13 protein-coding genes are annotated in these 13,380 nt (G+C 46.9%); 6 read left to right on the top strand and 7 right to left on the bottom strand.

Annotated features, from left to right (window positions below; all coding sequences use genetic code 11):
* Positions 1-88: 88 nt before the first annotated feature.
* Entirely contained in the window at positions 89-922 is an 834-nt protein-coding gene (locus tag BMW65_RS14040; protein ID WP_090606294.1) for a DNA adenine methylase, read from the top strand.
* Positions 915-2,207, top strand: coding sequence for a type II restriction enzyme (locus tag BMW65_RS14035; RefSeq protein ID WP_090606292.1), 1,293 nt, complete (start codon positions 915-917; stop codon positions 2,205-2,207). The genes BMW65_RS14040 and BMW65_RS14035 overlap by 8 nt, the downstream gene beginning before the upstream one ends.
* Before the next feature lie 70 nt (positions 2,208-2,277).
* Here BMW65_RS14035 and BMW65_RS14030 read toward each other — a convergent pair whose 3' ends face one another.
* The 7 genes from BMW65_RS14030 to BMW65_RS14000 form a co-directional block, all read right to left on the bottom strand.
* Positions 2,278-3,030 carry a zinc ribbon domain-containing protein gene (locus tag BMW65_RS14030; protein ID WP_090606291.1) on the bottom strand — a complete coding sequence of 251 codons (753 nt, stop codon included), beginning with the start codon at positions 3,028-3,030 and terminating at the stop codon, positions 2,278-2,280.
* Positions 3,031-4,128, bottom strand: a complete 1,098-nt coding sequence (locus tag BMW65_RS14025) for a Nif3-like dinuclear metal center hexameric protein (protein ID WP_090606289.1) — start codon at positions 4,126-4,128, stop codon at positions 3,031-3,033.
* A gap of 6 nt (positions 4,129-4,134) precedes the next feature.
* Entirely contained in the window at positions 4,135-4,596 is a 462-nt protein-coding gene (locus BMW65_RS14020) for a hypothetical protein (protein WP_090606287.1), read from the bottom strand.
* A 98-nt stretch (positions 4,597-4,694) separates the two neighbouring features.
* The gene (locus tag BMW65_RS14015; protein ID WP_090606286.1) at positions 4,695-5,159 is read right to left on the bottom strand and encodes a GNAT family N-acetyltransferase; all 465 of its coding nucleotides are present in this window, start codon (positions 5,157-5,159) and stop codon (positions 4,695-4,697) included.
* A 9-nt stretch (positions 5,160-5,168) separates the two neighbouring features.
* Positions 5,169-5,918: an alpha/beta fold hydrolase gene (locus BMW65_RS14010; RefSeq protein ID WP_090606284.1), complete on the bottom strand. Its 750-nt coding sequence runs from the start codon at positions 5,916-5,918 to the stop codon at positions 5,169-5,171.
* A 25-nt stretch (positions 5,919-5,943) separates the two neighbouring features.
* Positions 5,944-7,566, bottom strand: coding sequence for an FAD-dependent oxidoreductase (locus tag BMW65_RS14005; protein WP_090606283.1), 1,623 nt, complete (start codon positions 7,564-7,566; stop codon positions 5,944-5,946).
* Between the two features lie 2 nt (positions 7,567-7,568).
* Positions 7,569-8,276 carry an SAM-dependent methyltransferase gene (locus BMW65_RS14000; protein WP_090606281.1) on the bottom strand — a complete coding sequence of 236 codons (708 nt, stop codon included), beginning with the start codon at positions 8,274-8,276 and terminating at the stop codon, positions 7,569-7,571.
* A 97-nt stretch (positions 8,277-8,373) separates the two neighbouring features.
* On the opposite strand from BMW65_RS14000, the gene apaG reads away from it, so the two are divergent.
* The 4 genes from apaG to mnmG all read left to right on the top strand — a co-directional run bounded on the left by apaG (position 8,374) and on the right by mnmG (position 13,363).
* On the top strand, positions 8,374-8,760 hold the full coding sequence (gene apaG, locus BMW65_RS13995) for a Co2+/Mg2+ efflux protein ApaG (protein WP_090606280.1): 387 nt from the start codon (positions 8,374-8,376) through the stop codon (positions 8,758-8,760).
* A gap of 154 nt (positions 8,761-8,914) precedes the next feature.
* Positions 8,915-9,571, top strand: a complete 657-nt coding sequence (locus BMW65_RS13990) for an oxidoreductase (protein WP_090606278.1) — start codon at positions 8,915-8,917, stop codon at positions 9,569-9,571.
* Positions 9,568-11,427: an ABC-F family ATP-binding cassette domain-containing protein gene (locus tag BMW65_RS13985; protein WP_090606277.1), complete on the top strand. Its 1,860-nt coding sequence runs from the start codon at positions 9,568-9,570 to the stop codon at positions 11,425-11,427. The genes BMW65_RS13990 and BMW65_RS13985 overlap by 4 nt, the downstream gene beginning before the upstream one ends.
* Positions 11,428-11,503: 76 nt before the next feature.
* Entirely contained in the window at positions 11,504-13,363 is a 1,860-nt protein-coding gene (gene mnmG, locus BMW65_RS13980; protein ID WP_090606275.1) for a tRNA uridine-5-carboxymethylaminomethyl(34) synthesis enzyme MnmG, read from the top strand.
* The last annotated feature ends 17 nt before the right edge of the window (positions 13,364-13,380 follow it).

Raw genomic sequence — 13,380 nt, 5'->3', positions numbered from 1 at the left:
AGGAATGTCCTTTCGAATAGTCTGTGAAATAATTGTTTTTACGCTCAAAATTTACGATTTTTGCAACTAAATAGCTTAGCATCACGTTTTGGCAAAAAATAAATTGGTTGCACCATTTTTGAAATGGGTGGGGGGCAAAAGGCAACTGCTTGACGCCATTAGCTCAATGAAGCCCGCCCAATTCGGTTCGTATTACGAGCCCTTTGTAGGTGGGGGAGCCGTATTGTTCCACCTACAGCCAAAAAGAGCGACCATCAATGATGCGAATGCCGAGTTAATAAATGTCTACAACGTCATACGGAATACACCCAATGAGTTAGTCGAAGACTTAGTCACGCATGAAAATGAGGCGGACTACTTTTATCGGATAAGGGCGCTTGATCGACTCCCGGCCTATGCGGATTTGCCGGCTGTAAGGCGAGCGTCGCGGCTGATCTATCTCAATAAGACTTGCTATAACGGCTTGTACCGGGTCAACAGTGCCGGGGAGTTCAATACGCCGTTTGGCCGGTACAAAAACCCCAATTTTATCAATGCGCCTACGATAAAAGCCGTTAGTAAATACCTGAATACACCGACTATCCGGATATTGAATGTTGATTATGAGAAGGCCTTAGCTGACGCCTCCCGCAATGATTTTGTTTATTTAGACCCGCCTTATCATCCGGTATCACAAACCGCGAACTTTACGGGATATGTCCAGGGAGGATGGGACGAGGACGACCAAATACGCCTTCGGAATGTATGTGATGAGTTGAATGCAAGGGGTGTCAAATTTTTGCTTTCTAATTCCGCTACTCCGTTTATCGGCGATTTATATGCGAATTACCGCATCCATACTGTGAAAGCAACCCGATCCGTCAACTCCGATGCTGCCAAACGGGGGGAAGTCGACGAATACCTCATCTGCAATTATGGCTGATTCCAAGAATGAGGCCGCCTGGAAGTTGTTGTTTGAGCGGCATCAAATCCTAAAAGCAATAGAAAAAACGGGTTATTACCTGATTACTTCTACCGAAATTAATGCCATTAGGGAAGCCCGGTTAATGACCAAATTTGACCACCAATCCCAACTTCCCCGCTTATTTGCTGCCCATCATCTTTCCATCCTTCCTGTCACGCGAAGAAACTACCTAATTTCCTCTTTTAACGCATTTCACCCTTTTGAACCGGATGATGATGTGACCGTTCATAAAATAAAATTTCCCAGCCATATTGAAAGCTTGGATTTCAGGAACATCACAAGCGAGTCAACCGCGTTAAACTGCGCCTTTATCACCGGGATTATCCAGGATTTCGTCAATGATGACACCTTGTTTGCGACGGTCAATGGCAGGATGAGCTCTTCCGCTTTCGATTTTAATGTCCGTTGTGCGGATGGGCAAACGAGAAATGTGGCTGTCAAAAATGCCCAGATCGAAATTGATGCAGGATATGAAGGCGCACGTTCCCTAAGTCTTATTGAAGCAAAGAATTACATCGCCGGAGATTTCCTGATTAGACAGCTGTATTACCCTTTCAGGCTTTGGCATGGGCAAATAAACAAGCCGATTAGACCCTTGTTTTTGACGTATACGAATGGCATTTTTCAGCTCAGGGAGTATGTTTTTGAAGATTTTCGCACCTATAATTCCCTGCGCTTGCATCGCCAAAAAAAATACATCATCGATGAAGGCGAACCCCCTATTAATTTACAGACCATCCTGGACGTATTGCACCGGACATCGGTTGTTGCAGAACCCAATGTTCCATTTCCTCAAGCCGATTCATTTCAACGGGTGATTAACCTATGTGAATTGCTGTTTGATGAAAAGGCACTATCCCATCAGCAAATAACCTCAAATTATGATTTTGATAGGCGGCAGACCAACTACTATAGCGATGCAGGAAGGTATCTGGGATTAATTGACAAAACACATGAGGGAGGAGAACCTTTGTTTTATCTTACCGACAAGGGTAATGCACTCTTTCAATTAGACATCAAAAAAAGACAGCTGGCTTTGGTCGCCGCTATTCTTGCACATGCGGCATTTCGCTCATCCTTCCTATCATACATTGAAGAGGCAGAGGTGCCCAATAAAGGTAAGATTGTTGAAATCATGAAAGCCAGCCATATTTACGGTGTTGCGGCAGAAAACACATTTAGACGCAGGGCATCAACCATTTCCCATTGGATAAATTGGATCATGGGGCTCATTGAAGCGTAGTCCTCGATAAAAAAACGGCCTTCATCTTTCCGAATGAAGGCCGCGGTTGAATAGTTCTTATCTTATCGTCTTAGGCGACTGCGGGCGACTCCGCTTCCTGTACCAATGCTTCGTCAACGAGTATACGGCCGCAATGCTCGCAAACGATGATTTTTTTGCGTTGCCGGATTTCGAGTTGCATTTGGGGTGGTATTTTATTGTGGCATCCTGAGCAGCTGTCGCGGTCAATGGAAACCACGGCCAGCCCGTTTTTATAAGACGTCCTAAGTCTACGGTATACGCGAATCAAGCGATCCTCAATCTCCGTTTCAGCTTCATCGGCCTGCTTTAAGAATTCGTCTTCTTCCTTTTGGGTTTCTCCAGTGATGGTATCCAACTCGCCCTTTTTTACTTCGAGGTCTTTTTTGGCCGTTTCAAGCGTCGCCTGCGTATTTTCGTAAGCTTCCGTTTTGTTCTTGATTTCAAATTCAAACTCACGGATTTTCTTTTCGCTCACCTGAATATCTAGCCCTTGGATTTCGATTTCCTTGGTAATGGCATCGTATTCCCGGTTGTTTTTTACCTCATTGAGTTGTCCTTCATACTTTTTGATGGCAGCCTGTGCATCTCTAATCATGTTGCGGCGATTGACGATGGAGTCTTCCAACTCATCTAATTCGCCCCGGATTTTCTCAATGCGGGTTTCCAGTCCAGCAATTTCATCTTCCAAATCACCCACTTCCATAGGCAACTCGCCCCTTACCTGGCGAATTTTGTCTATCTTCGTGTGTATGGTTTGCAATTGCCAGAGGGCCCTTAGCTTTTGTTCAATGGTCTGTTCCATTTAACTGTAGTATTTTATCGGATTCGTATCTATTTCCGTCAAACGGACTGCAAAGGTAGGAAATTTTTTTCGAATAATTTCCAACAATAATTGCTGCGTAAATTGTTCGCTTTCAAAATGTCCCACATCTGCAATCACAATTTTTCCCTCCGCATCGAAAAACTCGTGGTATTTGTAATCCGCCGTCACAAACGCATCGGCCCCCGAGCGGATAGCCTGGCTGAGCAGAAAGCCTCCGGCTCCGCCACAAACGGCAACACGGGTCACCGGTGTCCCGAGGAGAGCCGTATGCCGGATTACAGTCGCACTGAGCTGTTCTCTCAGTAGGCGGAGGAATTCAAGTTCCGGCAACGGGCGTTCCAGTTGGCCGATAATGCCGCTACCCACCTGCGGATGGTTGTTTTGCAAGGGGTATATGTCATAGGCCACCTCTTCATAGGGGTGGGCTTCAAAAAGACCAAGCAGTATCTTCCGTTCTCTGTTGGCCGGATATATCACCTCTACCCGCACTTCTTCCTCACGGTGTTGCTTCCCCGGGCTACCCACGAATGGGTTAGTTTCTTCATTGCCACGGAATGTGCCATAGCCCGTCATATTAAAGCTGCACTCGTCATAATTCCCAATATGGCCTGCACCGGCAGCAAATAACGCCGCCCGTACCGGCTCCGCATGGCTTGTTGGCACAAATACCGAAAGTTTGCGGAGCAATTCGCTTTTAGGGCTCAGTATAGCTGTATTTTGCAAGCCGAGTCGTTCTGCTATTTTGCTGTTTACACCTCCCTTTACGTTGTCGAGGTTGGTGTGGATGGCATACAGGGCTATATCATGCTTGATGGCTTTCATCACCACGCGCTCTACATAAGTATTCCCGTTGAAGCGCTTGAGCCCTTTGAACACGATGGGGTGGTGGGAAATAATCAAATCACAGCCTAGGCCGATGGCCTCATCGACTACCTCCTCCGTGCAATCCAGCGATACCAACGCCAGGTTGACTTCCTTGCTCGGGCTACCCACTAGTAAGCCAGCATTATCATAGGGTTCTTGGTAATCCAAGGGTGCCAATGATTCCAGGTAAGCCGTCAGTTCCTGCAGATACATAGCCAATCAATCTTGTTGTTTGTTTCTGAATTTTTCGTGTTCCATCAGCAGGTTTCTGAAATTGCTTACTTTCACCCAATACACAATGAAATAAACCGTGCTTAGCAAAAAGATGGTGATTAGTATAAACGGCGGAAACGGGATATTAGCGAGCAGAAACAACCAAGCATACCACATGCCTGCCGCGCGCCCCGGGTTTTCTTCCTCGGCTATCTTCCGGTCGAAAAACTCATTGGTTAGCGAGTCGGCCAGGCGGGAAGCGACGGAGAAATTCCAGTAGATATTGAAAAAAGGGATGATCAGCAGCCACGCCTGATCCGGATTCATTAACCGGTTTTCGGGACTGATTGACAATAGTGTTTTCCGCACCGTATTCGCATAAAATACCCATATAAGCAGCCGGATTAGGAATACTGCAGCCGCCAATTGCATCATTTCCGGCGAAAGATTCTCGTAGTCGATATTCATCGTCGCTAAATTACGGTGATTTAGGCACAATACCCAATGTCTCCGCATTTGATTGAACACGGATGACGCTAATTCGTTTAATTTGCATCAGCCGTGTTTCATTCGCAAGCGCGTGTCATCTCAATATGCAGGATGCCTGCATCCATATAGGGTTCGCTGGTCTGCTCGAAACCAAGGTGATTGTAAAATGCTTTCAAATGTTGTTGGGCACCGATTTTTATGGTGTGTCGTCCATACCGTGCATAGATCGCTTCAATACTCCGTAGCATCAGTTCCTCGCCAAGCCGTATGCCCCGGAAATCCTTGGCCACCAATACCCGGCCAATGCTTGTCGCGTCCGGATAGGAAATACCCCAAGGAATGAGCCGCGTATAGGCAGCAAGCACGTCCCCATGCCATCCCATCAAGTGGAAAGATTTCTGATCTTTGTTGTCCAGGTCACTGTATACACAGGCTTGCTCCAAAATGAAGACTTCCTGCCTTAGTTGCAAGATTTTATAAAGTTCCTCAAGCGACAGGGCATCAAAGGGCTTTATGTCCCATGCATGTATCTGTTTATCCATGATTAGCGGTTAGTTTTCGTCTCCTACCTCAGCCAGCAGTTGGGCCAGTTTGTCCGGCATGGTCATCTGCGGGTTGTGGTCTGCTTGCATGTGAATGATTTTCCACCCATATCCCTTCGCCCGGCTAGCGAAAAAGGCAAATGCATCCTTTTCGGGATCTTCACCTTCATAGGTCAATATATACGTGGTCGGTATTTCCAGCCGATTCTTGTTTTTTAGTACGAGTGGTTGAGAAAATGTCTTGGCGGGTTGCGGTACATCCCGCGGGAAACCCTGGCCATCCGTATTCCAAAACGGGTAAACCAGGCCGTCCTTCGACGGCATTTCCCCGCCCGGGCTTTCTTGCCCATGTGCCGTGGCCACACTTTGCCCATCCTCCGGTACAAAGGCATCCAAATAAATCAACTGCCGGACTCGTTCGGGAATGCTGTCAGCCACGCCGGTCACCACCATTCCTCCGTAGCTGTGGCCCAGTAAAACGACATCATGCAGGTTCTCGAACAAGATGGTGTTGACCACATCAGCGATGTGCATGCTTAGGTCAATCTCCGGTGATGCCAAATGCACCCGTTCGCCTAAACCCGACAGGGTAGGACGATATACGATATTTCCCTGCAAGCGGAGCAATGAATCCGTTTTCTTAAACGACCATCCGCCACCCCAGGCGCCATGCACCAACACGTAGGTCGTTTGCTGGGCCTTAGCCCATGTCGCTAACAGCAATCCACCAATAAGCAAGATATAGACCACCCTTTTCATATTGAAGACAAATTATGACACATAATTAGTGGTTTTTCGACAAATGACCAAAATTTTTCCATCCCAAAATCCCCTCCATATAGGTGTCGATAAGGCTCACGTTAAGCATATCGTTGACATAACCAATGTGCATGTCAGGCCTGACGAGAATAATTTTTGTCCCATCCGCCTTTACGTCAAACGCACTAAAGACACCATTGTTCTTTGCGGAATACGGCAAGTAGTAGAGGTGCATCTCCCTTGGATATTTCTGCCGCACCCACTGCCCAATTACATGAAGCTGATGCTGGCTGATGGTTCCTAAGAGGAGCAGTACAAAACCTGGTTTTTCGCACCATCGGTGCAAGTCTGTCCGGCTTTTTGTCTTCTCATCAAATATCGGCAAAAAGGGGAGCCTATCTCCAGCCTGTACACCACGGCCCGTGGCGTGGTGGATAGCAAGCGGGGCTTTGCGGTAATGTATATCCAATTGTGCGATACGGTCAAAAAAACGACCGAGCCTTGCAGTTTTTTTGTTGATATAATACAATCCCAAAGACAACAATGCGTCCCTCAACGGGGCAAGCCAAGGTGGCATAGCCGAGATGATCGCAAATGCCCGACTGGTGGCCCGGAGGGTAGCCCTTGCCACAGGCACACGTTCTTGTTCATAGCTATGCAGCACCAGGCGATCCATCCTGCCATTTATCACGCCGGCGAGCTTCCAGGCCAAGTTCGCGGCATCCTGCATTCCGCTATTCATTCCTTGGCCCCCAATTGGTGAATGTATATGTGCTGCATCACCTATCAAAAAACAACGTTGGCGGGCGAATTGTTCGGCCATGCGCTTGTGCAGGAGAAATCGATTGATCCAAAAACTCTTGCTTACCGGAAGCTCAAAGCCTATCACCTCGTCTATAGCAGGTTTGATATCGGCATATTGGATGTCACATAGCGATTGCTTTTCCCTATTCTTGGGTAATCGTCCAAAAAGTCGGTATTGGCCGCTTACGCCGTATGGAAAAATGCCCAAAAACCCCTTCTTCGACAGAAAAAAATGGACGAAGCGTTTATAGGGTCCATCTATCTGGACATCCGCTAGAAAAAAATATCCGTTATACGATCTTCCTTCAAACGAAACACCGATGCTGTCCCTTACGGTGCTATTTGTGCCATCGGCTCCGATTACCCACTTACATTCCCATTTCTGAATGGTGTTTTGGTGCATCAGCTCCACACTGGCCATGTTATCATCTTGCTGGAGCGATACCAGCCGTGTCTCCCACCTTACAGGACATGCTTTTTCCGTCAATCGATCTATCAACAGTTTTTCCGTCTTGTCTTGCCCAATGATGTGAATAAATGGAAATGCGGTATTGGGACTATCCATTTGGGAGAAATCCAGCTTGCCTAATGTCGTTTTCTGCCCCTGTAACTGTAAGCCATAGCAGGGTGCTCCTTGGGCAAGCAGCTGATCGGCCAATCCCATTTGCCTCAGTAATTCCAGTGAACGGGCGTGCACCGCAATGGCTTTGGACATCCTATCCGGCCCCGGCTTGGCGTCGATGATCACCGGCTGTATGCCAAAGCGAAGCAGCTGGGCGGCCATCATCAAACCCGAAGGGCCGGCACCTACAATGAGCACATCGGTGTATTTGACACTATCCACGGTTAGAAAATCAGGAAGATTGCCGGTTTTTTGTGAAAGTCATGGTTCCCTTTTTTCCATTGTTGTATCGGCTGACTGACGATTCGCTCATCCGCAGCGGTGAGGTTACATGCCACGCAAAGCCGCGTTTGCGGTTTACCTATGCGCAAAATTTCCTCCAGCAACTGATTGTTGCGGAAAGGTGTTTCAATGAACAGTTGCGTCTGTCGTTCGCGTTGGGCAGCCTGTTCCAGCGCTTTGATTTTTTTGCTCCGTTCCGCTTTGTCAATAGGCAGATAGCCGTGGAATACAAAACTTTGTCCATTGAACCCTGAAGCCATCAATGCCAACAGGATAGCACTGGGACCAACCAAAGGAGCCACATCGATACCCCTGCGGTGGGCTTCTGCCACGATGTCTGCCCCGGGATCCGCCACGCCTGGGCACCCGGCCTCACTCATCAGGCCCACGTCTTTGCCGTCAAGCAAGCCTGAAAAAAAAGATGTTGTGTCCGCCTTGTCCCGGGCATGTTTGCCATAATCATGCAACACCAACTCTCGTTGAGCCTTCTGGAGTCCCGCTTGTTTGAGAAACTTACGGGCGGTTTTCTCATTTTCCACAATATATTCGTCGATGGTATTGATGATATGTACAAGGTATGGCGTAAAAGACGCTGCAACGGCATCATCTGCAAGCGGCACGGGAATCAAGTATAATGTTCCATAAGGCATGTACAAAGGTAATGAAATTGTGGTACGGCTTTTTTCGTGTGGTATACTTTATTTATTCAAACACATTTATTAAATTGGCCAAAAATCTGCTATACGCATGGTCACGCAAACTACTGACGGGGTAAAAGTTTCAGTTGAAACCGTGTATCAGCCCGAATATTCCAATCCGGAAAACGAGCATTTCATGTTTGCCTACAAAATCACCATTGAAAATTTAAGTGATTACAGCGTACAGCTTTTGCGCAGGCATTGGTATATCTTTGACTCAAACGGCTCACACCGGGAAGTGGAAGGAGAAGGGGTTGTCGGCCAGCAACCCATTATCGAACCCGGCGAACAGCACGAATATGTATCCGGTTGCAACCTCAAAAGCGATATGGGTGCCATGAAAGGAACGTATCAAATGCTCCGCGAGTTCGACGGATGCCTCTTTGAAGTCAGTATCCCTAAATTTGACCTGATTGCTCCCCATCGTTTAAATTAATTTTTCACCGCAGAAAGTAACTTGCCAACGTCAGCCTTGCCAGTATTGGAAATAGGGAAGCCCGTTTGAGTCCACAGCATGAGCCACATATCCACAAAGCACCTATTCAATAGAGTACCAATATATTTGCGTATTTTTGCACAAAATTTATGCGATGCAAAAAACGGCAATGTTATTCGGGGCAACTGGACTTATCGGCGCTGCACTATTAAGACACCTGCTCGATAACCCGGCTTATGATCGAATAATCGTCATATCCCGTAGGGATTTGGCTATTAAGCATCCTAAATTAATACAGTTAATTGCTGATTTACAGTCAATTACGAAAATAGAAACCCAATTGGTTGCGGACGATGTATTCTGCTGTTTAGGTACAACAAGGAAAAAAACCCCAGATTTGGCGGCATATTATCAAGTAGACCACGATTATCCGCTGGCTGCTGCATCACTAACGAAAAAAAACGGAGCCAGCTCCTTTATGCTGGTTTCAGCCATTGGTGCCGATCCCCGATCGGCTAACTTTTACTTGCGGATGAAGGGAGAAACCGAACGGGACATCTCAGCGGTTGGGTTTGATTACCTACATATTTTCCGGCCGTCATTGCTTACAGGCCAGCGAAAGGAACGCAGGGGGCTTGAATCCATTTCCGAAGGGGTTTTCACTATCATTAATCCGTTTTTAGTGGGCCGGATGAAACGATATCGGAGCATTCCGGCTGCAGACGTGGCCAAGGCTATGGATAGCGCCGCCCAGCGCAAAACAAAAGGGACATTTATCTATTATTGGAACGACATTAAGAACGTAGTGTGAGTATTTTATCTACAGAACGGTTGGGACATAGCTATCATGACAGGTGGCTATTTAGGAATCTTCATTTCGGCCTGCAGCGGGGGGATAGGGTGGCATTGGTCGGGATCAATGGAACGGGCAAATCATCTTTGCTCCGTATCCTTGCTGGAGCACTGGATCCCGTCGAGGGAATCGTGGTCAAGGAAAAGGGCATCCGTATCGGGTTTCTTCCCCAAGATCCCGATCTAAGTGCTTACGCATCTATCAATGATTTCATCTATAGCGCAGACAACGAACAGCAGCGGCTTATCCGGTTATATGAAGAATTAGTTTCGGATCCCCAAGCAGATACGGATCGGCTGATGGTGCTGAGCGACCAACTGAGTGCGTTAAATGCATGGGAATATGAGCACACTATCAAGAGTATTCTTTCCCGTTTGCAGATTACCGATTTCTCCCGGGAAGTCGCCAAACTTTCCGGCGGGCAACGTAAGCGCCTTTCATTAGCCAAGCTGCTCATCGATGAACCGGATGTCTACATCTTAGACGAGCCAACCAATCATCTTGACATTGAAACCATCGAATGGTTGGAAAAGTTGCTTACGTCCGGGCAGAAGACGGTATTACTCGTTACGCACGACCGGTATTTTCTTGACGCCGTAAGTACAGAAATTCGCGAACTGGACAACGGTAAACTCACGGCTTATACAGGCAATTACAGTTATTATTTAGAAAAGAAAGCGGAACAGGAAGAGGCGGCAGGCATCCTGTTGGAGCGCAATCGGAATCTGCTTCGTAAGGAACTGGAATGGATGCGCAGGCAACCCCAGGCAAGGGGCACCAAATCCAAGGCCCGAATTGATGCTTTCCATGAATTGGAGGATAAAACAAAAACGCAAAAACAAAGCAATAGCGTCCAGCTCAGTGTAAAGATAAGCAGGCAGGGCAATAAAATATTGGAACTGGAAAACGTATCCAAAGGCTACCAAGGGCAGACACTCATTAGTGATTTTTCCTATGTTTTCAAAAAAGGGGATCGCATAGGCCTTGCCGGTCGAAACGGTACCGGCAAATCCACTTTCCTCAATCTGATCACTGGATTGGAACAAGCGGATAGTGGGACTATCACACCGGGTGATACGACAGTATTCGGCTATTACAAACAGAGCGGTTTGGTACCTTCGGAAAATGAACGGGTAATTGATGTCGTAAAGAATGTTGCTGAATATATCGATATGGCCAACGGTGATGCACTATCCGCTTCACAACTCCTTACACAATTTCTATTTCCTCCGGAAAAACAATTCAGCATGGTCAGCAAGCTCAGTGGGGGAGAACGCAAGCGGCTGCAGCTGATGCGTGTACTCATGCAAAACCCTAATTTTCTCATCCTTGATGAGCCGGCCAATGATTTAGATATCGACACATTAAATGTGTTAGAAGCTTTTTTAGCAAATTATCCAGGCATACTGCTCATGGTTTCCCATGATCGTTATTTACTTGATCGGCTTACTGACCAACTATTCATTTTCGAAGGTAATGGTACTGTTACTATTTACAATGGCAACTATGCAGATTACAAAACAGATCAAGGGATTCTCAATCAGCAAGCCAAGGCAGCCATTGAACAGAAAGCTTTGCCAAAAGCAGAAAAAGCAACCACGAAAAAGAAGCTGACTTTTGCCGAATTAAAAGAGTATGAGTCTTTGGATACGGAGATCCCGTTGCTTGAGCAGCGAATAACTGAACGAACTACCGCTTTGAATGAGACAAGTGATTATACTTCGATAACTGAAATTGCCACTGAAATCGAGCAATTAAATAGAAATCTCGACGCCAAAACGGCGCGATGGCTGGATTTGGCGTCGTATATGTAATGATGTTCCACGTGGAACATGAAGAAGTTAAAAAACTTCATTTAATGTTCCACGTGGAACAAAACCCAAAGAAAACATGTTTAAAAAATATAATGTCATTGTAGTAGGAGGGGGCCATGCAGGATGCGAAGCAGCTGCAGCTGCAGCTAACTTGGGTTCTTCTGTCTTACTCATTACAATGAATATGGCTACCATCGCTCAAATGAGTTGCAATCCCGCAATGGGGGGCGTTGCAAAAGGTCAAATTGTGCGAGAAATTGACGCGATGGGGGGATATTCAGGTATTATTGCCGACAAAACAACCCTCCAATTCCGCATGCTTAACCGTTCCAAAGGGCCTGCGATGTGGAGTCCCCGCTCACAGAACGACCGTATGCGCTTTGCGGAAGAATGGCGGTTACAACTGGAAGCATTGCCAAACATCGACATTTGGCAAGACACTGTTAAAGAAATCATCGTCAAAGACGGCAAAGCTAATGGTGTAGTGACATCACTTGGCCTCGCTATTGAAGGTGACGCAGTAGTGTTGACCAACGGCACCTTCCTCAATGGCACCATCCATATCGGCGAGAAGCGTTTCGGAGGTGGACGTACCGGAGAAAAGGCAGCAACAGGTCTCACTGAACAATTGGTCGCTTCAGGGTTTCAATCGGGACGCATGAAGACTGGTACACCTCCACGTGTAGACGGAAGAAGCCTCGATTATACCAAGATGGAAGAGCAATGGGGCGACGATGAACGCGGACGATTTTCTTTCACCGATGTTACATTACCTACCGAACAACGTTGCTGCTGGATCACATACACCAATGAGGCGGTACACGAAACACTGAAGGAAGGTTTCGAAAAATCACCCATGTTTACCGGCCGCATTAAAGGGTTGGGGCCTCGCTATTGTCCATCCATTGAAGATAAGATAAATCGTTTTGCTGAACGCGACCGTCATCAAATATTCGTGGAGCCTGAAGGTTGGAAGACGGTAGAAATCTATGTCAACGGATTCTCCACTTCCCTTCCCGAGGATGTTCAACTCAAGGCACTCCACTTAATTCCAGGCTTCGAACATGCACGTATGTTCCGACCCGGCTATGCGATCGAATACGATTATTTCCCGCCAATGCAATTGGATTTAACATTGGAGACTCATCGAATCAAGCACCTTTTCTTCGCAGGACAAATCAATGGTACCACAGGATATGAGGAGGCGGCCAGCCAAGGATTCATCGCCGGTATTAATGCTCACCAGCGCATCAATGATTTACATGAGTTGATTCTTAAGCGATCAGAATCTTATATTGGCGTACTCATCGATGATTTGGTAACTAAAGGTACCGAAGAACCTTACCGGATGTTTACATCCCGAGCAGAGCATCGGCTTCTCCTTCGACAAGACAATGCGGATGCCCGGCTTACACCTATTGCCCACCAATTGGGATTAGTATCCGACGAGCGCCTTGAACAAGTGAAACAAAAAGTCGCTTCCGCGGATTTAATCGTTGAGCACCTCCGTACACATTCCATCGATACCGAAGCCATAAATCCTGTTCTCCAGGAATTGCATACAAGCCCGCTTACGCAGAAGACGCGCTTATTCCATATCCTCACCCGGCCACAGGTAAGCATCGCCGACATTGCCCGAGCAGACAGTACATTAGCAAACCTGTTAGCCCGGTACGACAAGGCCGTCATCGAGCAAGCCGAAATCAAAGTCAAATACGATAGCTACTTTGAAAAGGAAATTGAAATTGTAAATAAAATGCGCCGCATGGAAGATCAGGAAATTAATCCCGATTTTGATTATACAAACCTCGTATCGCTTTCGAAGGAGGCGCGGGAAAAATTAATTAAAGTCAAACCCCGCACACTCGGGCAAGCATCCCGTATTTCCGGGGTTTCCCCATCGGATATATCCGTTTTAATGGTTCATATGAGCTAATTGTCTTATTTTCAATA

The sequence above is a fragment of the Parapedobacter koreensis genome (assembly GCF_900109365.1).
Taxonomy (GTDB): domain Bacteria; phylum Bacteroidota; class Bacteroidia; order Sphingobacteriales; family Sphingobacteriaceae; genus Parapedobacter; species Parapedobacter koreensis.
The sequence above is the reverse complement of the archived record's forward strand: the minus strand, read 5'-3'. Positions and strand labels throughout refer to the sequence as shown.